General features: G+C 63.0%; 22 protein-coding genes. 12 read left to right on the top strand and 10 right to left on the bottom strand.

The window, feature by feature from the left end; genetic code table 11:
* Nucleotides 1-6 precede the first annotated feature (6 nt).
* The 9 genes from murD (at nt 7) to lpxC (ending at nt 10410) form a co-directional block, all read left to right on the top strand.
* Complete coding sequence (gene murD / locus MST27_RS19415) at nt 7-1350, top strand: UDP-N-acetylmuramoyl-L-alanine--D-glutamate ligase (RefSeq protein ID WP_338052462.1); 1344 nt, start codon at nt 7-9, stop codon at nt 1348-1350.
* The gene (gene ftsW, locus MST27_RS19410) at nt 1350-2582 is read left to right on the top strand and encodes a putative lipid II flippase FtsW (RefSeq protein WP_243607567.1); all 1233 of its coding nucleotides are present in this window, start codon (nt 1350-1352) and stop codon (nt 2580-2582) included. Before murD ends, ftsW begins: the two co-directional genes overlap by 1 nt.
* Complete coding sequence (gene murG / locus MST27_RS19405) at nt 2572-3642, top strand: undecaprenyldiphospho-muramoylpentapeptide beta-N-acetylglucosaminyltransferase (RefSeq protein ID WP_243607566.1); 1071 nt, start codon at nt 2572-2574, stop codon at nt 3640-3642. Before ftsW ends, murG begins: the two co-directional genes overlap by 11 nt.
* Entirely contained in the window at nt 3635-5095 is a 1461-nt protein-coding gene (gene murC / locus MST27_RS19400) for a UDP-N-acetylmuramate--L-alanine ligase (protein WP_243607565.1), read from the top strand. The genes murG and murC overlap by 8 nt, the downstream gene beginning before the upstream one ends.
* Entirely contained in the window at nt 5092-6033 is a 942-nt protein-coding gene (locus MST27_RS19395; protein ID WP_243607564.1) for a D-alanine--D-alanine ligase, read from the top strand. Before murC ends, MST27_RS19395 begins: the two co-directional genes overlap by 4 nt.
* A 3-nt stretch (nt 6034-6036) precedes the next feature.
* A complete protein-coding gene (locus tag MST27_RS19390) occupies nt 6037-6894 on the top strand; it encodes a cell division protein FtsQ/DivIB (protein WP_243607563.1) in 858 nt (285 codons plus the stop codon).
* 12 nt (nt 6895-6906) lie between these two features.
* Nucleotides 6907-8154 carry a cell division protein FtsA gene (ftsA, locus tag MST27_RS19385; protein WP_243607562.1) on the top strand — a complete coding sequence of 416 codons (1248 nt, stop codon included), beginning with the start codon at nt 6907-6909 and terminating at the stop codon, nt 8152-8154.
* Between the two features lie 45 nt (nt 8155-8199).
* Nucleotides 8200-9387, top strand: coding sequence for a cell division protein FtsZ (gene ftsZ / locus MST27_RS19380; RefSeq protein WP_243607561.1), 1188 nt, complete (start codon nt 8200-8202; stop codon nt 9385-9387).
* A gap of 111 nt (nt 9388-9498) precedes the next feature.
* Nucleotides 9499-10410: a UDP-3-O-acyl-N-acetylglucosamine deacetylase gene (lpxC, locus tag MST27_RS19375; RefSeq protein ID WP_243607560.1), complete on the top strand. Its 912-nt coding sequence runs from the start codon at nt 9499-9501 to the stop codon at nt 10408-10410.
* 92 nt (nt 10411-10502) lie between these two features.
* On the opposite strand, the gene MST27_RS19370 is transcribed toward lpxC, so the two are convergent.
* The 3 genes from MST27_RS19370 to MST27_RS19360 all read right to left on the bottom strand — a co-directional run bounded on the left by MST27_RS19370 (nt 10503) and on the right by MST27_RS19360 (nt 11682).
* Nucleotides 10503-11036: a ferritin-like domain-containing protein gene (locus tag MST27_RS19370; RefSeq protein ID WP_243607559.1), complete on the bottom strand. Its 534-nt coding sequence runs from the start codon at nt 11034-11036 to the stop codon at nt 10503-10505.
* Nucleotides 11037-11137: 101 nt separating this feature from the next.
* Entirely contained in the window at nt 11138-11275 is a 138-nt protein-coding gene (locus MST27_RS19365) for a hypothetical protein (protein ID WP_243607558.1), read from the bottom strand.
* A gap of 11 nt (nt 11276-11286) precedes the next feature.
* Nucleotides 11287-11682: a Rho termination factor N-terminal domain-containing protein gene (locus tag MST27_RS19360; RefSeq protein WP_243607557.1), complete on the bottom strand. Its 396-nt coding sequence runs from the start codon at nt 11680-11682 to the stop codon at nt 11287-11289.
* A 344-nt stretch (nt 11683-12026) separates the two neighbouring features.
* On the opposite strand from MST27_RS19360, the gene rfbD reads away from it, so the two are divergent.
* Nucleotides 12027-12947, top strand: a complete 921-nt coding sequence (rfbD, locus tag MST27_RS19355) for a dTDP-4-dehydrorhamnose reductase (RefSeq protein WP_243607556.1) — start codon at nt 12027-12029, stop codon at nt 12945-12947.
* 122 nt (nt 12948-13069) lie between these two features.
* On the top strand, nt 13070-13969 hold the full coding sequence (locus MST27_RS19350; RefSeq protein WP_243607555.1) for an AEC family transporter: 900 nt from the start codon (nt 13070-13072) through the stop codon (nt 13967-13969).
* A gap of 9 nt (nt 13970-13978) precedes the next feature.
* On the opposite strand, the gene MST27_RS19345 is transcribed toward MST27_RS19350, so the two are convergent.
* Complete coding sequence (locus MST27_RS19345) at nt 13979-14719, bottom strand: VC0807 family protein (protein ID WP_243607554.1); 741 nt, start codon at nt 14717-14719, stop codon at nt 13979-13981.
* 78 nt (nt 14720-14797) lie between these two features.
* Nucleotides 14798-15751, bottom strand: coding sequence for a lysylphosphatidylglycerol synthase transmembrane domain-containing protein (locus MST27_RS19340; RefSeq protein WP_243607553.1), 954 nt, complete (start codon nt 15749-15751; stop codon nt 14798-14800).
* A 200-nt stretch (nt 15752-15951) separates the two neighbouring features.
* On the opposite strand from MST27_RS19340, the gene MST27_RS19335 reads away from it, so the two are divergent.
* Complete coding sequence (locus MST27_RS19335; RefSeq protein ID WP_243607552.1) at nt 15952-17202, top strand: cytochrome P450; 1251 nt, start codon at nt 15952-15954, stop codon at nt 17200-17202.
* Between the two features lie 13 nt (nt 17203-17215).
* Here the strand turns inward: MST27_RS19335 and MST27_RS19330 are convergent, their stop codons facing one another.
* From MST27_RS19330 to dusB, 5 genes are all read right to left on the bottom strand, one after another.
* Nucleotides 17216-20023: a hybrid sensor histidine kinase/response regulator gene (locus MST27_RS19330; protein WP_338052461.1), complete on the bottom strand. Its 2808-nt coding sequence runs from the start codon at nt 20021-20023 to the stop codon at nt 17216-17218.
* A 108-nt stretch (nt 20024-20131) separates the two neighbouring features.
* Nucleotides 20132-21421, bottom strand: a complete 1290-nt coding sequence (purD, locus tag MST27_RS19325; RefSeq protein ID WP_243607551.1) for a phosphoribosylamine--glycine ligase — start codon at nt 21419-21421, stop codon at nt 20132-20134.
* A gap of 98 nt (nt 21422-21519) precedes the next feature.
* Nucleotides 21520-23124: a bifunctional phosphoribosylaminoimidazolecarboxamide formyltransferase/IMP cyclohydrolase gene (gene purH, locus MST27_RS19320; RefSeq protein ID WP_243607550.1), complete on the bottom strand. Its 1605-nt coding sequence runs from the start codon at nt 23122-23124 to the stop codon at nt 21520-21522.
* A gap of 91 nt (nt 23125-23215) precedes the next feature.
* The gene (gene fis / locus MST27_RS19315; protein WP_243607549.1) at nt 23216-23536 is read right to left on the bottom strand and encodes a DNA-binding transcriptional regulator Fis; all 321 of its coding nucleotides are present in this window, start codon (nt 23534-23536) and stop codon (nt 23216-23218) included.
* A complete protein-coding gene (dusB, locus tag MST27_RS19310; RefSeq protein WP_243607548.1) occupies nt 23533-24546 on the bottom strand; it encodes a tRNA dihydrouridine synthase DusB in 1014 nt (337 codons plus the stop codon). Before dusB ends, fis begins: the two co-directional genes overlap by 4 nt.
* Between the last annotated feature and the right edge of the window lie 111 nt (nt 24547-24657).

The following is a 24657-nucleotide window of genomic DNA, read 5'->3' as shown; positions in this document are numbered from 1 at the left end:
CCGAGAGTGCTCATCGCGTCCGATCAGTTCCGCATCGTTGTCGGCCTCGGCAAGAGCGGCATGTCCGTGGTTCGCCACCTGGTGCGCCGGGGCTTGCCGTTCGCCGTGGTCGATACGCGCGAGAATCCGCCGGAACTGGCCACCTTGACGGCGCAATACCCGAGCATCGAGGTTCGCTGTGGCGAGCTCGACCCCGAGTTCCTCTGCCGCGCGAGTGAGCTGATCGTGAGCCCGGGGCTGCCCGTCAGCACGCCGGCGCTGAAGATTGCCGCCGAGCGTGGCGTCAAGCTGTCCGGCGACATCGATCTGTTCGCCCGCGAGGCCAAGGCGCCTATCGTGGCGATCACCGGTTCCAATGCGAAAAGCACCGTAACGACGCTGGTCGGCGAGATGGCCATCGAAGCCGGGCGCAAGGTCGCCGTTGGCGGCAATCTCGGCGTGCCTGCGCTGGATCTGCTGGACGATCAGGTCGAACTCTATGTGCTGGAGCTGTCGAGCTTCCAGCTGGAAACCACCGACCAGCTCAACGCCGAGGTCGCGACCTGCCTGAACATCAGCGAAGACCACATGGATCGCTACGACGGGCTGCCGGCCTACCATCAGGCCAAGCACCGCATTTTCCGGGGTGCGCGGCGGGTGGTGATCAACCGCGATGATCGCCTCAGCCGGCCGCTTGTTGCGGACGATCTGCCCGCCTGGTCCTTTGGCCTCGGCAAGCCGGATTTCAAGGGATTCGGATTGTTCGAGGAGAACGGTGAGAAGTACCTGGCGTTCCAGTTCGATGCCTTGATGCCGGCGAGCCAGCTCAAGGTTCGCGGTGCCCACAACCAGTCCAACGCACTGGCGGCGCTCGCCATCGGTCATGCCGTCGGGCTGCCGTTCACGGCGATGCTCGATGTGTTGCGTCGTTTCACGGGCTTGCCGCATCGCTGCCAGTGGGTCAGCGAGCGCAAGGGCGTGAGTTTTTACGATGACTCCAAGGCCACCAACGTCGGTGCGGCCCTGGCGGCAATCGACGGTCTGGGTAGCGATATCGACGGGCGGTTGGTCCTGATTGCCGGTGGGGATGGAAAAGGTGCGGATTTTGCTCCGTTGCACAGCCCCGTCTCCCGCTATTGCCGTGCAGTCGTTCTGCTCGGGCGCGACGCCGACTTGCTGGCGACGGCGCTCGAAGGCGCCGCGCCGATCCACCGGGCCGAGTCCATGCAGCAGGCCGTGCAGTTGGCCGCCAAGCTTGCCCAGCCCGGCGATGCGGTACTGCTCTCGCCCGCCTGCGCCAGTTTGGACATGTTCGAGAACTTCGAAGATCGCGGGCGACAGTTCGCGGCAGCGGTGGGGGCGCTCAGTTGATGTTCGCTTTCCTGCGTAGTGCGCCTTCGCCGCTCTTCGGCCGTCGTGGTGTCGATCTCGACTTCCCGATGCTGGCTGGCTGCCTGGCACTGCTGGGGCTGGGGCTGGTGATGATCACCTCGGCTTCGTCGGAGGTGGCTGCGGTGAATGCCGGCAGCTCCATGTACTACACCATTCGCCACCTTATCTATGTGCTGATGGGGCTGGTCGCCGCTGCGACCGTCTTGCTCGTGCCGCTTTCGGCCTGGCAGCGACTGGACTGGATGTTGCTGCTCGCCGCCTTCGCCTTGTTGATCCTGGTCTTGGTGCCGGGTATTGGCCGCGAAGTGAACGGCTCGATGCGCTGGATCGGCTTCGGCCTGTTCAACGTCCAGCCGTCGGAACTGGCCAAGCTGTTTGTCGTTGTGTATCTCGCCGGTTACCTGGTGCGCCGTCAGCATGAGGTGCGAGAGAGTTTCTGGGGTTTCCTCAAGCCGTTCCTCGTGCTGCTGCCAATGGCCTTGTTGTTGCTGCTCGAGCCGGATTTCGGTGCGACGGTCGTGATGATGGGGGCAGCCGTTGCGATGCTGTTCCTGGGCGGCGTCGGCCTGATTCGCTTCAGTCTGCTGGTCGTGCTCGCGGTGGGCGCAGTGTTCGTGCTGGTGCAAACCCAGGAGTATCGCCTGCAACGCCTGATCACCTTCACCGATCCCTGGGCCGACCAATACGGCGCGGGTTATCAGCTGACCCAGGCGTTGATCGCCTTCGGTCGAGGCGAGTGGCTGGGGTTGGGGCTCGGCAATAGCGTGCAGAAGCAGTTCTACCTGCCCGAAGCGCATACCGATTTCGTTTTTTCCGTCCTGGCCGAGGAACTCGGCATGGCCGGTGCGCTGCTCACCATTCTGCTGTTCGCCTTCGTTGGTGTCCGCGCGCTCTATATCGGGCTGGCGGCAGAGCGGGCGCGGCAGTTCTTCGCCGCCTATGTCGCGTGGGGCCTGGCGTTCCTCTGGTTGGGCCAGTTTCTGATCAACGTCGGCGTGAATGTCGGGCTGCTTCCGACCAAAGGGCTGACGTTGCCTTTTCTCAGTTACGGCGGCAGCTCGCTGGTGGTGACCTGCGCCAGCATGGCGCTGCTGCTGCGGATCGAGTGGGAAAGTCGCACCGTACTGGGCAGCGAGGATGTCGAGTTCAGCGAGAACGACTTCCAGGAACCACCGCAGACCAAGGGCAGGGAGATCGCACATGGCCGGTAACGTGCTGATCATGGCGGGCGGCACCGGCGGCCACGTGTTCCCCGCGCTCGCCTGTGCCTACGAGTTCCAGAGCCGCGGTTACCGCGTGCATTGGCTCGGTACGCCGCGCGGTATCGAAAACGAAGTGGTGCCAGCCGCTGGCCTGCCGCTTCACCTGATCCAGGTGACCGGCCTGCGGGGCAAGGGTGTCGCGTCGCTGCTGAAGGCACCGTTCCAATTGGCGCGCTCGTTGTTGCAGGCTCGTCGGGTGATGCGCGAACTCCGGCCCGTCTGCGTGCTGGGTCTGGGTGGCTATGTGACCGGTCCAGGCGGGCTGGCGGCGAAGCTGGCAGGCGTGCCGCTGGTCATTCATGAACAGAACGCCGTGGCCGGGACCGCCAATCGCAGCCTGGTGCCTTTCGCCCAGCGCATCTGCGAAGCCTTCCCCGGCACGTTCCGTCCGAGCGAGAAGCGGCGGACCACCGGCAACCCGGTGCGCCAGGAGCTCTTTCTCGAGACGCCGCGACAAACGCTGGTGGGGCGGCGGCCCCGTTTGCTGGTGCTCGGCGGCAGCCTGGGCGCCGAGCCGCTGAACAAGCTGCTCCCCGAAGCGCTGGGTCAAGTGAGCGCGGAACTGCGCCCGGAGGTTTTCCACCAGGCTGGCAAGCAGCACGCGGAGATCACCCGCGAGCGCTACGCACAGGCCGGAGTCGAGGCCGAGGTGGCGCCCTTCATCAAAGACATGGCGCAGGCCTATGCCTGGGCCGATCTGGTGGTGTGCCGTGCCGGCGCGCTGACCGTTTGCGAGCTGGCCGCTGCGGGATTGCCGGCGTTCCTGGTGCCGCTGCCCCATGCGATCGACGATCACCAGACACGCAACGCCGAATACCTGGCGAAGGAGGGTGCTGCCGTCCTTCTGCCGCAAGCTACGACTGACGCCGCCACCATGGCCGCGCAGCTGAACGAGGTACTGATGCAGCCGGAAAAACTCAAGGCCATGGGCGCCACCGCGCGTCGCCTGGCTCGCCCGGACGCGACCCGTAGCGTCGTCGACATTTGCCTGGAGGTCGCGCATGGCTAAGTCACCTGCAGCGGTCAAGGCGGAAGTGCGGCGCATGCGTCGTATCCGTCGAATTCATTTCGTCGGGGTTGGCGGTGTCGGCATGTGCGGGATCGCCGAGGTGCTGCTCAACCTTGGCTATGACGTGTCGGGGTCGGACCTGAAGCGTTCGCCGAGTACCGAGCGCCTGCAGAATTTCGGCGCGCATATCTTTATCGGCCATGAGGCGGCCAACGTCGCCGGTGCCGATGTGCTGGTCGTTTCCAGCGCCATCAACCAGGCTAACCCGGAAGTTGCCTTCGCACTGGAGCAGCGGATTCCGGTCGTGCCGCGTGCCGAGATGCTCGCCGAGCTGATGCGCTATCGCCATGGGATTGCTGTTGCAGGCACCCATGGGAAGACCACCACCACCAGCCTGCTGGCGTCCGTGTTCGCCGCGGGCGGCCTGGATCCGACGTTCGTCATTGGGGGGCGTTTGACCGCAGCGGGCACCAATGCCCAGCTCGGCACCAGCCGCTACCTGATCGCCGAGGCCGACGAGAGCGACGCCAGTTTCCTGCACCTGCAGCCGATGGTCGCCGTGGTGACCAATATCGACGCCGACCATATGAGTACCTATGGCGGCGACTTCGGCAAGCTGAAGAAGACCTTTGTCGAGTTCCTCCACAACCTGCCGTTCTACGGCCTGGCGGTGCTGTGCGTGGATGATCCGGTGGTTCGCGAAATCATCCCCCAGGTTGGCCGTCCGATCACCACCTACGGCATCAGCGAAGACGCTGACGTGCGTGCGATCAATGTCCGTCAGGAGGGCATGCGGACCTACTTTACCGTGTTGCGCGACGGCTTCGACCCGCTCGGTGTGTCGGTCAACATGCCCGGCAACCACAACGTCCTCAATGCGTTGGCAACCATTGCCATTGCCACGGATGAAGGCATCGATGACGAGGCCATCGTTCAGGGGCTGTCCGGCTTCGCCGGTGTGGGTCGTCGTTTCCAGGTCTACGGCGAGCTGCCGGCGGATGGAGGCAGCGTGATGCTCGTGGACGACTACGGCCATCACCCACGCGAAGTCGCGGCCGTGATCCAGGCGGTGCGCGGCGGTTGGCCGGAGCGGCGTCTGGTGATGGTCTACCAGCCGCATCGCTTCAGCCGTACCAGAGATCTCTATGACGACTTCGTCCAGGTATTGGCTGACGCCAACGTGCTGCTACTGATGGAAGTCTATCCGGCGGGTGAGGACGCCATTCCGGGCGCCGACAGCCGTCATCTCTGCCACAGCATCCGCCAGCGCGGACAGCTCGATCCGATCTATGTCGAGCGCGGCGTCGACCTGGCGCCCGTGCTCAAGCCGTTGCTGCGCGCCGGCGACATCCTGCTCTGCCAGGGCGCCGGCGATATCGGTGGGTTGGCCCCGCAACTGCTCAACAGTCCTGTGTTTGCGGCCCAGGCAAGCGCCGCGAGGAAAAGCGAATGACAGCCTTGCAATCGACCCGTGAACCCCAGGCCTTCGGCCGGGTTGCAGTGCTCTACGGCGGCAAGAGTGCCGAACGTGAAGTGTCCCTGAAGTCCGGTGAGGCCGTGCTGTCGGCTCTCCAGGCTGCGGGCGTGGACGCCTTCGGCATCGATGTCGGCGATGACCTGCTGCAGCGCCTGGACCGCGAGCGCATCGACCGCGCCTTCATCGTGTTGCACGGTCGCGGTGGCGAGGATGGGAGCATGCAGGGCCTGCTCGAATGTGCCGGCATTCCCTATACGGGCAGCGGCATCCTGGCCTCGGCGTTGGCGATGGACAAGCTGCGGACCAAGCAGGTCTGGCAGAGCCTTGGCCTGCCGACGCCGCGACATGCTGTTCTGGCCAGCGAAGCCGATTGTCATGCGGCCGCGCAGGCGCTGGGTTTCCCCTTGATCGTCAAGCCGGCCCACGAGGGTTCGAGCATCGGCATGGCGAAGGTTGGCGGCATCGCCGAACTGATCGCTGCCTGGCGTGCTGCGAGTGCCTACGACTCGCAGGTATTGGTCGAGCAGTGGATACAGGGCCCGGAGTTCACCATTGCCACGCTGCGGGGCACCGTGTTGCCGCCCATCGGCCTCGGCACACCGCACACCTTCTACGACTACGACGCCAAGTACCTGGCCAATGACACCCAGTACCGGATTCCTTGCGGACTGGATGCCGCCAAGGAGCAGGAGCTCAGGGACCTGTCCGCTCGCGCGTGCGAGGCGGTTGGCGTGCAGGGCTGGGCGCGCGTGGACGTGATGCAGGACAGCACGGGCGCGTTCTGGCTGCTGGAAGTCAATACCGTCCCGGGCATGACCGACCACAGCCTGGTGCCGATGGCCGCTCGGGCGGCGGGGTTGGATTTCCAGCAACTGGTATTGGCCATTCTCGACGCCAGCATGGCGGGGGAGTAAACGATGATCGCCACGCTGCGTCATTCACAGCCTGGTGCCGGGCGCGCCACGCGCAAGCCGGCTCCGCGGGGGGCGAGTCGCCTGGTCCCGCGCGAGCCTCTGTCGGCGCGCTTGCCGCGGCCGAGCCTGAACGGGCTCAAGCGCGGACTGTGGCCGGTGATGCTTGTTGCGCTGGGGTTCGGGCTGTATGAGCTGGCCCAGCATCTGGCGCCTTACGCTGATCGCCCGATCAGCAACGTCAGCGTGCGTGGCGACCTGACCTATGTGGATCAGCAGGCGGTACAGGCGCGAATGGCTCCGTTCGTCGAGGCCAGCTTCTTCGAGGTTGACCTCGACGGCCTGCGTCATGACCTTGAACAGATGCCTTGGATCGCCAGTGTCGAGGTCCGCCGGGTCTGGCCCGACCAGGTCACGGTACGACTCGAGGAACAATTACCGATCGCCCGCTGGGGCGACGAAGCGTTGCTGAACAACAACGGGCAGGCATTTGCGCCGAATGACCCGATGAAATATGAACACCTGCCGCAGTTGTATGGTCCGAAGCGGGCCCAGCAGCGGGTCATGCAGCAGTACCAGATGCTCAGTCAGATGCTGCGTCCGCTGGGGTTCTCCATCTCTCGCCTCGAGTTGCGAGCGCGAGGCAGCTGGTTCCTGACTACCAAGCAGGGCATCGAACTGCTGCTGGGCCGGGACCAGATCATCGAGAAGATGCGGCGTTTCATCGCCATCTACCAGCAGGAGCTGGCCCAGCAAAACGACAAAATTGCGCGGATCGACCTCCGCTACGCCAACGGCCTCGCCGTGGCATGGCATGAGCCGGCCCCGACCACGACGGACGAACCCGTCGTTGCGAAGAATTGAGGAATGAAACACATGTCTAGCGTGCAAAGCGGCAAGATGATCGTCGGCCTGGATATCGGCACCTCCAAAGTGGTGGCGTTGGTCGGCGAGGTCACGGCGGATGGCGAACTCGAGATCGTCGGGATCGGCACCCATCCGTCGCGCGGCTTGAAGAAAGGCGTGGTGGTCAACATCGAGTCCACCGTGCAGTCGATTCAGCGCGCCGTGGAAGAGGCGCAGCTGATGGCCGGATGCCGGATTCATTCGGCCTTCGTCGGGCTGGCCGGCAACCACATCCGCAGCCTGAACTCCCATGGCATCGTCGCCATCCGCGACCGCGAGGTCAGCAATGCCGACCTCGAACGTGTGCTCGACGCCGCCCAGGCCGTGGCTATTCCGGCCGACCAACGCGTGTTGCACACGCTGCCGCAGGATTACGTGATCGACAATCAGGAAGGCGTGCGTGAGCCGCTGGGTATGTCCGGCGTCCGCCTCGAAGCCAAGGTCCACGTGGTGACCTGCGCGGTGAATGCGGCACAGAACATCGAGAAGTGCGTCCGCCGCTGCGGCCTGGAAGTCGACGACATCATCCTCGAGCAGCTCGCGTCGGCCCATGCGGTGCTGACCGACGACGAAAAGGAACTGGGGGTCTGCCTGGTCGACATCGGTGGCGGCACGACCGATATCTGCATCTTTACCGAAGGCGCCATTCGCCACACCGCGGTGATCCCGATCGCGGGCGATCAGGTCACCAACGATATCGCGATGGCCTTGCGCACGCCGACGCAGTACGCCGAAGAGATCAAGATCCGCTATGCCTGCGCCTTGGCCAAGCTGGCCGGCCCCGGCGAGACGATCAAGGTCCCGAGCGTCGGCGACCGTCCGCCGCGGGAACTCTCGCGTCAGGCCCTGGCCGAAGTGGTGGAGCCACGTTATGACGAGCTGTTCACGCTGATTCAGGCCGAGCTGCGGCGCAGCGGCTACGAGGATCTGGTGCCCGCCGGCATCGTGCTGACCGGCGGTACCGCGAAGATGGAGGGCGCCGTCGAACTGGCCGAGGAAATCTTCCATATGCCGGTACGCCTGGGCGTCCCCCACAGTTTCGAAGGGCTGACCGACGTCGTCCGCAACCCCATCTATTCAACAGGCGTGGGCCTGTTGCTCTACGGCTTGCGCAAGCAGGCCGACGGCATCCCCATGTCCGGTCTCGGCCAATATGCCGACGAACCCAAAACATCTGTCGTGGACCGCTTGAAGAGCTGGATCCAGGGCAATTTCTGAGCAAAGCGGCAGTACCAAAACTAGAAAGCTGGAGGAGAGAGGGAAATGTTCGAACTCGTAGACCATACCCCGCAAAGTGCAGTGATCAAGGTCATCGGCGTTGGCGGCGGAGGCGGCAATGCCGTCAATCACATGGTGCGTAACAACGTCGAGGGTGTGGAGTTCATCTGCGCCAACACCGACGCTCAGGCACTGAAAAAGATCGAAGCACGGACCGTGTTGCAGTTGGGCTCGACCATCACCAAAGGACTAGGTGCTGGTACCAACCCGGACATCGGCCGCCAGGCCGCGATGGACGATCGTGAGCGAATCGCCGAGGTTCTCCAGGGAGCCGACATGGTGTTCATCACCACCGGCATGGGCGGCGGTACCGGTACCGGCGCCGCGCCTGTAATCGCCTCGGTGGCGAAGGAAATGGGCATTCTGACCGTCGCGGTCGTGACTCGTCCGTTCCCGTTCGAAGGCCGTCGCCGTATGCAGGTCGCCGAGGAGGGCATCCGTCAGCTGTCCGAATGTGTCGACTCGCTGATCACCATCCCCAACGAGAAGCTGCTGACCATCCTCGGCAAGGACGCCAGCCTGCTGGCCGCCTTCGCCAAGGCCGACGACGTGCTGACCGGCGCGGTTCGTGGCATTTCCGACATCATGCAGCGTCCGGGTCTGATGAACGTCGACTTCGCTGACGTCAAGACCGTGATGGGCGAGATGGGCATGGCGATGATGGGTACTGGCTGCTCCACCGGCCCGAACCGCGCCCGCGAGGCGACCGAGGCCGCGATTCGCAATCCGCTGCTCGAAGACGTGAACCTGCAGGGCGCGCGGGGCATTCTGGTCAACATCACAGCTGGTCTGGACCTGTCGCTGGGCGAGTACGCCGCTGTCGGCGAGATCATCGAGGCCTTCGCCTCTGACGAAGCGACCGTCAAGGTCGGTGCGGTGATCGACCCGGACATGCTCGACGAACTGCACGTCACGGTCGTGGCCACCGGTCTGGGACCGCGCAACGAGAAGCCGGTCAAGGTCGTGGACAATACTCTGCAGACCGCAGCGGTCGCCCCGCAAGCCGTTCCGGCGGCTCGCCAAGAGCAATCGGCCGTGAACTACCGCGATCTGGAGCGCCCAACGGTCATGCGCAACCAGGCCCATGCGGCCGCCACTGCCGCCAAGATGAATCCTCAAGAGGACCTAGACTATTTGGACATTCCGGCGTTCCTGCGTCGTCAGGCTGATTGATAGGCTATATCAACATGATTGGATCGATTGGTATTCAGCAAAGTGGGGTTCTGCTATGATCGCCGCATTTGTTGGAAACCATTCGCAACAGCGCAATAGCGAACTCAAGCCATGATCAGACAACGCACACTGAAGAACATCATTCGCGCCACGGGCGTCGGCCTGCATTCGGGGGAAAAGGTTTACCTCACCCTGAAGCCGGCACCGGTGGACACGGGTATCGTGTTCTGTCGCACCGACCTCAATCCGTCCGTGGAGATCGCTGCACGGGCTGAAAACGTCGGCGAGACCACCATGTCGACGACGCTGATCAGCGGCGACGTCAAGGTTGACACGGTGGAGCATCTGCTCTCGGCCATGGCCGGGCTTGGGATCGACAACGCCTATGTCGAGCTTTCCGCTTCGGAAGTGCCGATCATGGACGGTAGTGCCGGTCCTTTCGTGTTCTTGATTCAATCAGCCGGACTGCAGGAGCAGGACGCCCCGAAGAAGTTCATCCGCATCATCCGTGAAGTCACGGTGGAAGACGGTGACAAGCGCGCCACCTTCCTACCATTCGAAGGCTTCAAGGTGAGTTTCGAGATCGACTTCGACCACCCGGTTTTCCGCGGGCGCACCCAGACCGCCAGCGTGGACTTTTCGAGCACTTCCTTCGTTAAGGAAGTGAGCCGTGCGCGGACCTTCGGGTTCATGCGCGATATCGAATTTCTCCGCTCGCACAACCTGGCCCTGGGGGGCAGCGTGGAGAACGCAATCGTGGTCGACGAAGATCACGTGCTGAACGAAGATGGCCTTCGGTACGAGGACGAATTCGTCAAGCACAAGATTCTCGATGCTATCGGTGATCTATATTTGTTGGGAACCAGTCTGATCGGCGAATTCCGCGGCTATAAATCCGGACATGCATTGAACAACCGCTTGCTGCGCACTCTGATGGACCAGAAAGACGCGTGGGAAATGGTCACGTTCGATGATTCCCAGACCGCACCGATCTCCTATATGCGCCCGGCAGCCGCCGGCTGAGCAACAACTCTCCTTCCTTGAATTATCAGGCCACCCTCGGGTGGCCTTTTTTTATCTGGCTGCGTGGCAACCTTTTGCCCTGGTTGCGGCCATCAGTTCATCCCGTCGAGCAGGCCAGCCATGTCGTCTGCATGCTCCTCTTCCTGGGCGAGGATGTCCTCGAAGATCCGGCGGGTGGTCGGATCCTTGTCGCCGATGTATTGAACGATCTCCCGATAGCTGTCGATTGCGATGCGCTCGGCGACCAGGTTTTCGAAGACCATGTCGCGAAGACCGTTGCCCTCGGCATATTGCGCATGGGCCCGTTCGGTCAGGGTGTCGGGGTTGAAGTCGGGCTCGCCGCCCAGTTGCACGATGCGTTCGGCAAGTCGGTCGGCGTGTTCCTGTTCCTCATTGGCGTGTTCGAGGAACTCTTCCGCGGCGACGCTCGATTTCAGGCCGGTCGCCATATAGTAGTGACGCTTGTAGCGCAGATAGCAGACCAGCTCGGTCGCCAGCGCTTCGTTGAGCAAGTTGATGACTGTCTCGCGATCGGCCGAATAGCTTTCTGTCACGGCGCCGTTTTCGACATGCTGGCGTGCACGTTCGCGCAAGGTTTGTTTATCGCTGAGTTGTACGTAGCTCATCACGGTCTCCTGGATTCGTTTCCTGTTGATCCTTCTGTTGGCCGGTGCGCCTGGGGCGTCTCGCTGGGCCGTTAGTTGTGATGGGCGAGGGCGCGGAAAGTTTAGTGCTTGTGCGATTCATCAGGCCCGCTGCCATCGCCGCCCGGCTCTTCGATGGGCACGGGGTCGCCTGGCTCCTTTTGTTCGGGGGGCGGAACCGGGCTGGGCGTACCGTCGTCGCGTGGATCAGGCTCTTGCATGCGGAGTCTCCTCAGGACAACGCCTTTATCAGTTCGTCCTTGCGCATCCGCGAACGACCTTTAACGTCGCGATCCCGCGCCTTCTGCATCAGTTCATCGCGCGTCATGTCCGAAAGCGATGTACTGCCCCCACCCTTATTGCGCGCAGAGCCCTTGTTGGGCGAGTCGCCTTTGCGAGCATCGGCGGCGCGATGGGCGGAGTCCTTGCGGTCAGCCCGTTTGGCTGTTTCGCTCTTGTTTCGTCCGGAGCCCTTGCGCTCCCCGCCGCCGGACTGCTTGTTGACTGTGGCCCAGGCGCGCGCCTCGGCTTCCTTTTCGGATACGCCGCGTTTTTCGTAGCTTTCCTCGATGTGCTCCGCCTTGCGTTGCTGCTTGTCCGAATACTTGGATTTGTCGCCTCTGGGCATGACCGTTCCTCGAGCAAATGGGTATCAAATGATGCGTCTACAATCACGGGGCCTGTTTGGCCTCCCTTGTTTGGGCCGCGGCGAGGGGCTCTAGTTTCACCTGTGTTAGCATTCGGCTCCCGCTGACCCGACCGGCCCGGAGCGGGGTTTTGTATGGCCAATGGCCGGCTTTCGAGGCAGTCGAAAATATAATTGCGGTCCCGCCTGTCACCAGGGGAACAAAAGCGATTTATCTTGGCCTGAACCAAGCACGCCATGCGCTAGCTAGCTGGTTGTAGCGCAGCGCGGTGCCACCTGTTTCTTCAATCCCGCTTGTTGAAGCGGGCCTACGACGAGGCGATACCATGCGAATCCTTGTTTGCGGTGCCAATGGCCAGGTTGGTCATGAATTGGTCGACCGTGCTCGGACATATGGCCTCGAGGCGCTCGGCATGACGCGCGAGCAGCTCGATATCACCCGGACCGAAGCGGTCTGTGACGCCGTGCATAACCTTGGCCCGGGCCTGGTGATCAATGCGGCGGCTTATACTCACGTAGACAACGCCGAAGCGAACGCGGCGCAGGCTTACGCCGTCAACCGAGACGGTGCCGCAAGCCTTGCCGAAGCTTGCCGGAGGGCCTCGATCCCCCTGCTGCATATTTCTACGGATTATGTGTTCTCCGGTGAAGCCCGCCAGCCCTATAAGGAAACTGATGCGGTCGCTCCGACCGGTGTTTATGGCGAAAGCAAGCTCGCCGGTGAACGCGTCATCCAGACCGCGCTGCAGCAACATCTGATTCTGCGGACCAGCTGGGTCTATGGCGTTCATGGGCACAACTTCGTCAAGACGATGCTGCGCCTCGGTCGCCAGCGCGACGCCTTGTCTGTCGTGGCTGACCAGCATGGCTGCCCGACAGCGGCGGCCAGCATTGCCGAGGTGCTGTTGGAACTGGCAAAGCGTCATCTAAAAGGGGAGCGCCTGGCGTGGGGGACTTATCACTACAGCGGTCGCTCACCATGCACCTGGTACGACTTCGCCGTCGAGATCTTCCGTCAAGCTGCCGCCAAGGGACTGCTCGACAAGGAGCCAAAGGTCTCTTCCATTTCCACCTCCCAATACCCGACTCCGGCCCGGCGCCCGGCGTGGTCGGTACTCGACTGCTCCAAGTTCGAGTCCACCTTCGGTATCCCGACGCATGACTGGCGGGAGGAGCTCGCCGGCGTGCTCGACGCCCTTCAGCGCAGCGAGACACGCCAGGCAGCGGTGCACCATTCCCAGGCCTGACGTGCCCACCCAGCCCGGGTAGAGCACGGCGAACATCTAGCTGATGTAGCGACCGCGACGGGTTATTCTGGCGGCTTTTTGCAGTGCGGCATCGGGCCGCGCCGCTCGCCGGAGTTCGTGCAGTGGTCGTGTTTCAGGCAATCCTTCCCATCTTCGGTTTGATCATGCTCGGATTCGTGCTGGGACGACGAGCCTGGTTGACGGGCGAAGCGGCCAACGGCCTGGCGAGCATCACCTTCAAGCTGTTCATGCCGGCAGTGCTGTTCACGGGTATCGCTCGGGCGGATCTCGGGAACGGCATGTCGCCCATGTTGCTGCTGGGCTATTTCGGCCCCGTGCTGGCCGTTTTCGTCGGGGTTTCGCTGGTGGCCCATCGGATGCAGGGTAGGGCGTCGCCCCTGGGGCTTACGGCCGCCTATTCGAACAACGTGCTGGTCGGCATCCCGCTGGTCACGACCTTGCTTGGTTCGCACAGCCTGGTCTACGTGTTCTCGATCCTCGTCTTTCACAGCCTGATTCTGTTCTCGCTGCAGAGCTTCTACAGCGCCTTCGGCTCGGGTCAGAAGATCAGTGGCGGGGCCTTGCTCAAGAATCTGGCCAACCCGCTGATCATCGGTCTGCTGTTGGGCGCCGCGCTGAACCTCTCGGGCTTGGAGCTTCCTCAACCCATTTGGCGTATGGCCGACTGGCTGGCGCAGGCCGCGCTACCGTGCGCGCTGATCGTTCTAGGCACCAGCCTGTCACGTTTTCGGCTTCGCCCAAGCCTCTCGGGTCTGGTGTTGACCGCGATCAAACTGGGCCTTTTCCCGCTGATGGTCTGGTGGCTTAGCGGCCTCTTGCCCGGTATCGGAAGCGAGGCGCGTAGCGTCCTGGTGTTGCTGGCAGCATGCCCTTCCGGTGTGAACGTGCTGGCCTTCGCGGTCAATCCGGACGACATCCGTCCGGTGAGTTCGACCGTGTTTCTGTCCACGGTGCTGGCGGCGATTACGCTGCCCGCCTGGATGCTGCTGGTATCGGCCTGATCAGAGGTTTCAGCGCTCCTGGCGCTGGTTCGCAAGGATATCTTCCAGCCGCAAGCCGGTCAGGCCGTGAATGGTGCGCCAGAGGTAGTAGAAGATGCCCATCATCATCACCATGCTCGGAATGGCGATCATCGGATAGCTGAGCAGCGTCATCCTGCCCAGCTCCGCGTTGAAGGCCTCGCTGCCGGCGGGGCTGCGCACGATCCATTTCGCCAAGACGTAGTTCATGAACGACGAGAAGAAAAAGGTCGCGCTGAGCCAGTAGGTGGCACGCAGCAGACGCGTCTCGAAGTGCTCGACCTGACCATGGCGTATGAGCTGTTCATGAACCTTTTCGACGTTCAGCACGTTGGGGTTGTAGAGCAGTGTGCGGATCAGCGGGAAGCGGGTGCGCGTCGAGGCCAGCACGGCGACACCGATGATGCCTGGTATCGCCGCTTCCTTGATCGCCAGCCATTCCGGGTCCAGTTGCAGCAGGCCGATCCCGCCCGTGAGCAGAACGCTGACCAGGCCAAGCACCGCGATCCAATTGAAGGTGCGATGGCGGATTCGCTCGAACACCCCCCACCCCAACGGAAACGCCAAGGCCAGCAGCAAGGCGCCGTCAGCGCCAAGACGGTCCTCGCCGCTCAGTTTCATCAGGATCAGCGAAGGAATCACGATGCTGATGACCAGGTCGACCAATGGGCGCGGCCTTCGCTCGGGTTTGGCTTGTTCGGGATGGGCCTGCTTGTCGCGGAATTCACTCATGTCGTTCGATTCGTACGGGAAGAGCGCGCATGATCGCCCGCGCATGGGCACTTGACCATACCGCGTTGTGACAGGACTTTACGGATGCGTGTCGGTGCCCTTTCGGCGGCGCCCGGCCCATTGGCTCGATTCGAAGCCCGCAACGACGAGAATCGCCAGTGCAAAAGGCAGGAGCAGGTACAGGGCCCGGAACACGATCAGTGCCGCCAGCACGTCGGCTGTCGGCAATTCCGGCATTGCCGCGAGAAAGGTCACCTCGAGCACGCCGAGGCCACCGGGGGCGTGGGACAGCAACGCCAGCGAAAAGGACGCAAGGAACACTCCAAGCACCACGAGATATCCGGGATTGCCAGCCGCCGGGAGCGCGAAGTAGATGATCGCTGCGGCACACAGCAGCTCCAATGGCGCCGCCATCAGCTGTCTGCCCACGATAGGCAGACGCGGATATTCGATCCGCCATTTACCCAGCTGCAGTGGAGGCAGGTGCCGCCAGGCCCCGAAGACATAAAGCGCGACCAGGCTCAACAGCCCCGCGCCGATCGCCAGTGACCACCAGGGGTCGGCGTCGACCACCCGGTTCAGCAGGTCCGGGCGCAGCATCAGCACGGCGCCGCCGGCCAGCAGCGTACCGAGAAAGAAGGTGAGCGAGCAGAACACGATGAGCACACCGATCTCGTTCGGGGTCAGCCCTTTGCTCCTGTACGCGCGGTATCGGACGACCGCCCCGGAAAACACCGAGGCGCCGATATTGTGTGCCAAGGCATAGGTGGTGAACGAGCACAGGGTAATGAACCACCAGGATATCCTGCGGCCCAGGTGGGCGATGGCGATGCGGTCGTACCAGGCCAGCGCGACGTAGGCACCCAGTGTCGCCAGCCCCGCCAATATCCAGTTGCGATAACTGATGGCCGCGAGACTGTCGGTCAGTTCGCTCAACGAGAGGTTACGGATCTCGTGGTACAGCAGGTAGCCGGAAAGTAGCACTGCGGTGATGCCGACGACTGTCCAGGCGGCATCGCTCCTCTTCATCATGCGGATGGGCTCCTTGGCGACGGCGCGCTTGGTCTGAGAATGGGCCGATCAACCGGGATTCGCGCCTGACGGACTGTTGGGCCGTTCTGATTATCGGCAGCGCAACGCGCGATTTGTTCATTCCATCGACCTGGACAGGAGGCGGGCACCCGACGAGCCGACCGCTGTCCACCGCTATACCGAACATTGTGGAGGTGGTCATGCCGGATATCCCGCGAGAGGGGCACGTCGAGCGTTCGCTGGCGCTGCTGGGAGAGGGGTACTCGTTCATCCCGGAGCGCTGTCGGCGGCTGAATACCGATGTCTTCCAGGTGCGCTTGCTGATGCAGAACACCATCTGCATGAGTGGTGAGGAAGCGGCCAGGCTGTTCTATGACGAGACACGCTTCCAGCGCGAGCGTGCTGCGCCGCGAATGTTGCAGAAGACGCTGTTCGGCCGGGGCGGTGTCCAGGGCCTTGATGACCAGGCGCATCGGCATCGCAAATCGCTGTTTCTTGGTCTGTTGGATGAGCGGGCTGTCGAGCACATGGTTCGACTGGCTGCGGCCCACTGGCGGTGCGCGATCGGCAGCTGGGCGCTGCAAGAGCGCGTTACACTGCTGCCTGAAGTACAGGCGATCATGACGCGGGCAGTCTGCCAGTGGGCCGGTGTACCGCTTGCAGACGCCGACGTGCTGCACCGTCGCGACCAGTTGGCCGCGATGATCGACGGAGCCGGTGGTGTCGGCGCACGGCACTGGAAGGCCCGCAAGGCGCGCCGTGAAGCCGAGGCTTGGGTTGGCGAGATGATCGCGCAGGTACGCCGCGGTCAGCTGACTATCGAGCCGACCTGCGCGCTTGCGGTCGTCGCCACACACCGCGATCCAGAAGGCGCCTTGCTCGATGAGCGTGTCGCGGCGGTCGAACTGCTCAACCTCCTGCGGCCGACGGTCGCCGTGTCCCGCTTCGTCATTTATGCGGCCATGGAGCTGCTGGCTCACCCGCATTGGCGTGAGCGGTTGCAAAGCGACGATGCGATGCTCGAGCCTTTTGCTCAGGAGGTTCGACGTTTGCATGCGTTCTTTCCCTTCACCGCCGCGCGCGTGCGGACCGACTTCGAGTGGCGAGGTTATCGGTTCCCCAAGGGCACACGTGTGCTGCTGGACCTTTATGGGACCAATCGGGACCCGCGTCTGTGGGACGACCCGGAACAGTTCCGGCCCGAGCGCTTCGCCGAATGGGATGGCGGCGCGTTCAATTTCATTACCCAAGGGGGTGGTGACGTGCGAACCGGGCACCGATGTCCGGGTGAGCGGCTGGCAATCGAACTGCTCAAACAGGCGCTCATCATGCTGACCCGTGAGATGAGCTACGGGGTGCCGGCGCAGGACTTGCAGATGCCGGGCTCGCGCATGCCGGCCCAGCCAGAAAGCCTTTTCGTGATCTCGGACATCACGCCTCGGCGGGACTGAGCAGCCGCACCACTCATGCGTGACGAGCACTGCGGGCCTCGACCCAGTGCTCGATCAGTTCGCGCAGCTGCGACATTTCTACCGGCTTGGCCATGTGACCGTCCATGCCCGCTTCTCGCGCGCGCTCCCGATGCTCACTGAGGATGTGCGCGGTGAGCGCCACGACCGGGGTGCGGGGACGGCCTGTGCTGGCCTCCCATTCACGCAGGAGGGCGGTCGCCTGGAAGCCGTCCATGACCGGCATTTCGCAATCCATGAGAACCAGGTCGTAAGGCTGTGCCTTGATGGCGGCCAACGCCTCTTCGCCATTGCTCGCGGTGTCCGGCTTGAGGTTGAGCTTGTTGAGCATGCCGCGGATCACCTTGGTCGAGATGGTGTTGTCCTCGGCAACCAGGATCTTGAAATCTTCCGGTACGGCAAGCGGCGCGCTGGCCTGCGTGGTGGTGGGCCAACTGCTGCTGGCACTGCTGCGTCGCGCGAGCTCGTCCGCCAGCGTGGTCTTGAGCGTGTAGCCGGCGACCGGCTTGGCGAGGATGCGCTTGATGCCCGCATTGCGCGCGATGATCTTGCTTGGGGCGGTACTCATCCCGGTGAGCATGATCAGCAGAATGTCGTGGTTGAGGCTGAAATCCTCCTTGATCTTGCTGGCCAGTTGCATGCCGGTCATTCCTGGCATGTCCTGGTCGAGGAGAACGACATCGAAATACTCGTTCAGGTGGGCCTTTGTGCGAAGCAAGGCCAGCGCCTCCTTGCCGGACGCCACGGCACTGACGTCCAGCCCCCAGCTGCTGCACTGCTGGCTAAGCACCTTGCGGCAGGTGTCGTTGTCGTCGACGACCAGCAGACGAGCGCCTTGCAGCGGGCTTTCCAGGTCATTCGCGGGCTGGATCAGGGATTCGGGATCGAGCGGCAGGCTGATCCACAACGTGTTTCCAGTCAGTCCTCCTGTCTGGATGCCAAATTCGCCGTCCATCAGGTGGACGAGCTGGCGCGCCACGATCAGGCCCAGGCGGCCACCGTGGAAGGTCGCTGCCAGGAAGTCGCGGCTGTCGACCGCTGCGTTGAGCAGGGCATCGCGCTCCTCGCTTTCCAGCGGACGCCCACTGTCCTGCACGGTGATACGCAATCGGGGTTTCCCCGCGTCGGCATCATCCACGGCGGCTATCAGCAACACCTCGCCCTCCTCGGTCTGTTTGAACGCGTTCTCCAACAGATTGAGCAAGGCCTGGCGCAGTCGAGTCGGGTCGCCGGAGACGACATGAGGAATCTGCGGCTGGACGAAGCTGATGAGCTCCACTTTCTGCTGCTCGGCCTTGGCCCGGAAGATGCCCAGGCAGTCTTCGATCAGCGCGTTGAGGTCGAACTGGACGTCGTCGAGCTCGATCTGGCCGGATTCTAGTTTTGAAATGTCCAGAATCTCGTTGATCAGGTTGAGCAGCTCGTTGCCGGAGCTATGGATCGTCTGTACGTAGTCGCGCTGTTTCGCCGATAGCGAGGTGCCGAGTAGCAGTTCGCTCATGCCGAGCACGCCATTCATCGGCGTACGGATTTCGTGGCTGATCTTGGCTAGGAAGTCGGCTTTGGTCCGCAGTTCAGCACTGGTTACGGCCGCCGCGGTGTGCTGCGAGCGGGTGTCGGCCTGGATCTGCCGCTGCCGTTCGAGCAGGGCGAAGCTCAGGATCAATCCGGAGCAGGTCGCCACACTGAACACCACGCCGGTCAGCCAGTCTGGGTCTACCTGATTGAAGCCGAGCAGGATCGGGAAGACCGATATGAAACCGGCATCGAACAACAGCATGCCGGCGACCAGCAGACGGGCTGGGTCGTAGCCCTGACGCCAGTAATGGAAGGCAACGCCCGTGACACTGAGGGCCGCGATCAGCACCAGCGAGTAGATCAGCCAGCTGTACCAGAACTGGCCCGTGGTCAGGATGAGCGTCGCGACCACCACCACTACAGCGATCTGCAGCCCCAGCAGCCAGTTGACCCAGGGTTTGCGGCGGGGCTGGAAGAAGCCCAGGGTAAACACCAGGATGGAGATACAGGCCAGCATCGCCGACATGTCCGCTACCATCGGCTGGCTGTAGATGAGCTTCGGCGACCAGACCGCCAGCAGACCGAGGTTGGCTACCGCGCAGCAGAGCAGGGCGCCATGCAGCAGCGCGAGCCAGATGTGGCTATAGGTAAAGGTATAGGCGAAGCGCAGCAGGTTGTAGATCATCAGCAGCGCAAGCGCGCCGAAGAGTGCGCCGAACAAGTATGCGGGGCGGGCGTGTTCGACCAGCTGGCGTTCATCGACGGTGAAGAACCACGCCATGATCGGATGCGAGGAGTGCAGCCGGATGTAGGCCTCACGCGTCACGTTATCGTTCGGGACGTTGAACAGGTAGGCACGTGCTGGTAAAGGCCGCGATTCCAGAGGGCGCAATTCGCCGGTTTCCACGACTTGCTCGAGCTGGCCATCTCGCAACAGGTAAAAGTCGAGGTATTGCACGCGCGGTGCGAAGAACCACAGCCAGTGGGGTTCGCTGTATGGAGGCAGGCTGACCTGTATCCAGACCGCATTGTCACTGGCAGGAGCGCTGTAGGAGCGTTTCTCGATGCGCTGAAACAGGGCGCGTTGCGCCACGACCTCATCGAGCGTCAGGCGCCCTGACTGGTCAATCAGCATGCGCCAGTTGGGTTGTGTGGGCGGATCGGACTCCGTCAATTGAGCGACGGTTTCGCCGGGTTCAGTGGACGCGGCAAGCGAAGGCTGCGCACCCAGAGCGAACAGCAACAGACCGAAGGCAAACGCAATGGCGACCCCGAGTCGACGCACGATTGAAATCCCTTCATCTGTGTGACGGCAGATTATAGCCATGCGGACGAACCCCTGTAATGGGCGCCACGGTGTATCTGACCGGGCGCACATGAGGGGCCGTAACGGTCAGCTGAATCCTTGTTCGCGAGCAATTGCGCGATAGCCGATATCGTGCCGGTAGAAGTGCCCCGGCCACTCGATGCGAGCCGCCAGGGCATAGGCGTTCTGCTGCGCGGCGGATACTGTCTCGCCCAGGGCGGTGGCGCAGAGGACACGTCCGCCTGCGGTGGTCACTTGCCCGTTCGCGAGCGCTGTGCCGGCATGGAAGACCTTGCCGTTCAGTTGGGCTGCTGCGTCCAGACCCTGAATGGCGGCGCCTTTCGCATAATCGCCAGGATAGCCACCAGCGGCCAGCACCACCCCTAGACTGGGCCGCGGATCCCACTGGGCCTCGACTTTGTCCAGCGCCTTGGCCAGTGCCGCTTCAACCAGCAGAACCAGGCTCGACTGCAGGCGCAGCATGATGGGCTGCGTCTCGGGATCACCGAACCGGCAGTTGAACTCGATAACCTTGGGCGCGCCGCTACGGTCGATCATCAAGCCCGCGTAGAGAAAGCCGGTATACAGGTTGCCTTCGGCCTCCATGCCCCGGACGGTTGGCCAGATGACCTCATCCATAACACGCTGATGGACCTCGGACGTCACAACCGGCGCCGGTGAATAGGCTCCCATGCCGCCCGTGTTGGGGCCTGTGTCGCCGTCGCCGACCCGCTTGTGGTCCTGGCTGGTGGCCATGGGCAGCACGTTCTTGCCATCGACCATGACGATGAAGCTGGCTTCCTCGCCCTCGAGGAATTCTTCGATGACCACGCGGGCCCCGGCGTCGCCAAACGCGTTGCCCGAGAGCATGTCACGCACCGCATCCTCGGCTTCCGCCAAGGTCATGGCAACGATCACGCCCTTACCCGCTGCCAGGCCGTCCGCCTTGATGACGATAGGCGCGCCCTTTTCATGCAGGTACGCCAGTGCGGGCTCGACTTCGGTGAAGTTTTGGTAGGCGGCTGTGGGGATGCGGTGACGGGCGAGGAAATCCTTGGTGAAGGCCTTGGAGCCTTCGAGCTGTGCGGCGGCTGCGGTCGGGCCGAAGCAATCCAGGCCGCGGGCCTGGAACAGGTCGACGACGCCATTCACGAGTGGCGCTTCGGGGCCGACGATAGTGAGCTGCACGTTAGCCTGGGCGAAATCGGCCAGACGTTCGATGTCGAGGACGTCGATCGCCACGTTTTCGCATTTGGCTTCGGTCGCGGTGCCGGCATTGCCAGGCGCAACGAAGACCTTCTCGACACGGCTGTCCTGCGCGACTTTCCAGGCCAGCGCGTGCTCGCGCCCGCCGCTGCCGATGATCAATACATTCATGAATAGCTCTCTCTTCGAGAGCCGGAGCGCGAAGCGGGAGGCTGGTAGCCGAAAGCGACAAGGCTTCAGGCGTCAGCGACCCGCTCAAGCTGCCGGCTTCAGTGCCTGAAATGGCGCATGCCCGTGAAGACCATGGCGATGCCGGCTTCGTCGGCCGCCGCGATTACCTCGGGGTCACGCATGGAGCCGCCCGGCTGGATCACGGCGGTGATGCCGGCTTTCGCTGCGTTGTCGATACCATCGCGGAAGGGGAAGAACGCATCACTAGCCATCACGGCGCCAGGCACCGAAAGGCCGGCATGTTCGGCCTTGATCGCGGCAATTCGCGCCGAATTGACCCGGCTCATCTGGCCTGCACCCACCCCGACGGTCTGGCGATTCTTTGCATAGACGATGGCATTGGACTTGACGAACTTGGCGACCTTCCAGGCGAAGATCAGGTCATGAATTTCCTGTTCGGTCGGGGCGCGTTGGGTGACCACCTTGAGGTCGGCTTCGGTGATCATGCCGATGTCGCGGCTCTGGACCAGCAACCCACCATTGACGCGCTTGAAGTCCCAGCCCGGCGCGCGGTCGGTCGGCCACTGGCCGCATTCGAGCAGACGCACGTTGGCCTTGGCAGCGACCGCTTCGCGCGCTTGCGCCGAAATACTCGGCGCGATGATGACTTCGACGAACTGACGTTCGACGATCGCCCTGGCAGTGTCGCCGTCGAGTTCGCGGTTGAAGGCGATGATGCCGCCGAACGCCGATTCGCTGTCGGTGGCGTAGGCCAGCTCGTAGGCTTTGCGAATGCCGCCTTCGTTCTCCGGAACGACCGCGACGCCACAGGGGTTGGCATGCTTGACGATAACGCAAGCGGGCTTGACGAAGCTCTTGACGCACTCCAGCGCCGCGTCGGTGTCCGCCACATTGTTGAACGAGAGCTCCTTGCCCTGCAGTTGGCGCGCCGTGGCGACGCAGGCTTCGTCGGGCGTTTCCACATAGAAGGCGGCAATCTGGTGCGGATTTTCGCCGTAGCGCATGTCCTGGGCTTTGACGAACTGGGTGGTGAAGGTGCGCGGCAGCGGGCTGCGGCCTTCGGTCGAAAGGGTGGGCGCGCTCTGGTCAACGGTACCCAGGTAGTTGGCGATCATGCCGTCGTAGGCTGCCGTGTGCTCGAACGCTTTGAGCGCGAGGTCGAAGCGCTGTGCATAGGTCAGACCACCGCTGCGCAGATTCTCCAGGACCTGGGCATAGTCGCCGGCATTGACCACGATGGCGACATCCTTGTGGTTCTTCGCAGCGCTGCGCACCATTGTGGGGCCGCCGATATCGATGTTCTCGATGGCGTCGGCGAGCGTGCAGCCTGGCTTGGCTACGGTGGCGGCAAAGGGATACAGGTTAACCGCGACCAGGTCGATAGGCTTGATGTCGTGCTCGCTCATCACTTCGGCGTCCAGTTCGCGCCGACCGAGAATGCCGCCGTGGATCTTGGGGTGCAGCGTTTTGACTCGCCCGTCCATCATCTCTGGAAAACCCGTGTAGTCCGCGACTTCGATCGCATCGATGGCGTTTTCGCGTAGCAGCTTGAAGGTGCCGCCGGTGGACAGGATCTCGACGCCTAGTGCGGAGAGTTCACGGGCGAAATCGACGACGCCGGTCTTGTCGGACACGCTGATCAGCGCGCGGCGGACGGGAAGGCGGGTGCTTTGGTCGGTCATAGAGTTTTCCTAAGAGCTACGGGCTGCTGGCGGAGGGCCCGGCAGACAGGACCCGGTGCTGCAGCCGCGCCCGCCGGAGCCCACTGCCGCGTCAGAGAAGGTCGTACTGCTTGAGTTTCTTGCGCAGGGTGCCGCGATTGAGCCCCAGCAGCTCGGAGGCCTTGGTCTGGTTGCCCTTGACGTAGGTCATCACGGTTTCAAGCAGGGGGGCCTCGACCTCCGAAAGCACCAGGTTATAAACGTCCGTGACGTCAGCGCCTTCGAGGTGGGCAAAGTAGTTGTGCAGCGCTTTCTCCACACTCCCGCGCAGTGTCTGGCCTGCTTCGCTCGGGGTGTTCAAGTGCTGCTTGAGGTTCACGTTGTCGCTCACGGACGTTGTTCCAATAGCCAATGTTTCATTCAGTAGCGTCATGCAGCCACCCCTGTTTCATCCCCTGAGCCAGGGCGTGTACGGCGTTCGGCGAAAAAGTCCCGGACGCTGGCGCATTGCGCATCCCTGTCTTCCAAACAATTGAATCGGCCCCGGTATTCCCGTGCCCCCGGTTGTGTAGCGAGATACCAGCTGACGTGCTTGCGCGCGATGCGAACGCCCATCACGTCGCCATAGAAGGCGTACAGCGCCTCCAGGTGATCGAGCAGAACCTGCTCGATCTCATCCAGCCCGGGCGCCGGCAAGGGTTCGCCCGTGCTGAGGAAATGGTCGATCTCCCGGAAGATCCACGGCCTGCCTTGAGCGGCTCGGCCGATGAGCAGCGCATCGGCTCCGGTGAAGTTGAGCACCTCTCGGGCCTTGTGTGGCGAGTCGATGTCGCCGTTGGCGAATACGGGGATCGAAAGGGCTTGCTTGATGCGAGCGATGGTTTCGTATTCCGCTTCACCGGTATAGAGGTCGGCGCGCGTACGGCCATGGACCGCCAGTGCTGCGATACCCGATTGTTCCGCGATCTTCGCGACCCGCAGGCCGTTCCTGTTCTCGCGGTCCCATCCGGTGCGGATCTTCAGGGTCACCGGAACCTCGACCGCTGCGACAACAGCCTCGAGGATCTGAGCGACCAGTTGTTCATCTTTCATGAGCGCGGAGCCGGCGGCCTTGTTGCAGACCTTCTTGGCGGGACAGCCCATGTTGATGTCGATGATCTGCGCACCGAGCTCGACGTTGCGGGCCGCGGCGTCGGCCAGCATTTGCGGGTCGCCTCCGGCGATCTGCACGGAGCGTGGCTCCGGATCGCCCTCGTGGAGCATGCGCAGGCGCGATTTGCGGCTGCTCCACAGGCGCATGTCGCTGGTAACCATCTCCGACACGACCAGCCCGGCGCCCAGTTGGCGGCACAACCGACGGAACGGCCGATCGGTCACGCCGGCCATGGGCGCGAGAATCAGACGATTCGGAAGGGTGTAGGGGCCGATGCGTACCGCGGACATGAAGATTCCCTGCTTGGAGCCTGCTTGTTAGGTCGATCGGGGACAGCAAAAAAGGGTGTGCATGATACCCGCTCCGCATGACCGGTTAAAGGCTGTCCTGAACAAAATCTG

Origin of the sequence: Stutzerimonas marianensis, from assembly GCF_022810315.1 — a bacterium.
Classification (GTDB): Bacteria; Pseudomonadota; Gammaproteobacteria; order Pseudomonadales; family Pseudomonadaceae; genus Stutzerimonas; species Stutzerimonas marianensis.
This window is presented reverse-complemented; position numbering and strand designations above follow the sequence as displayed.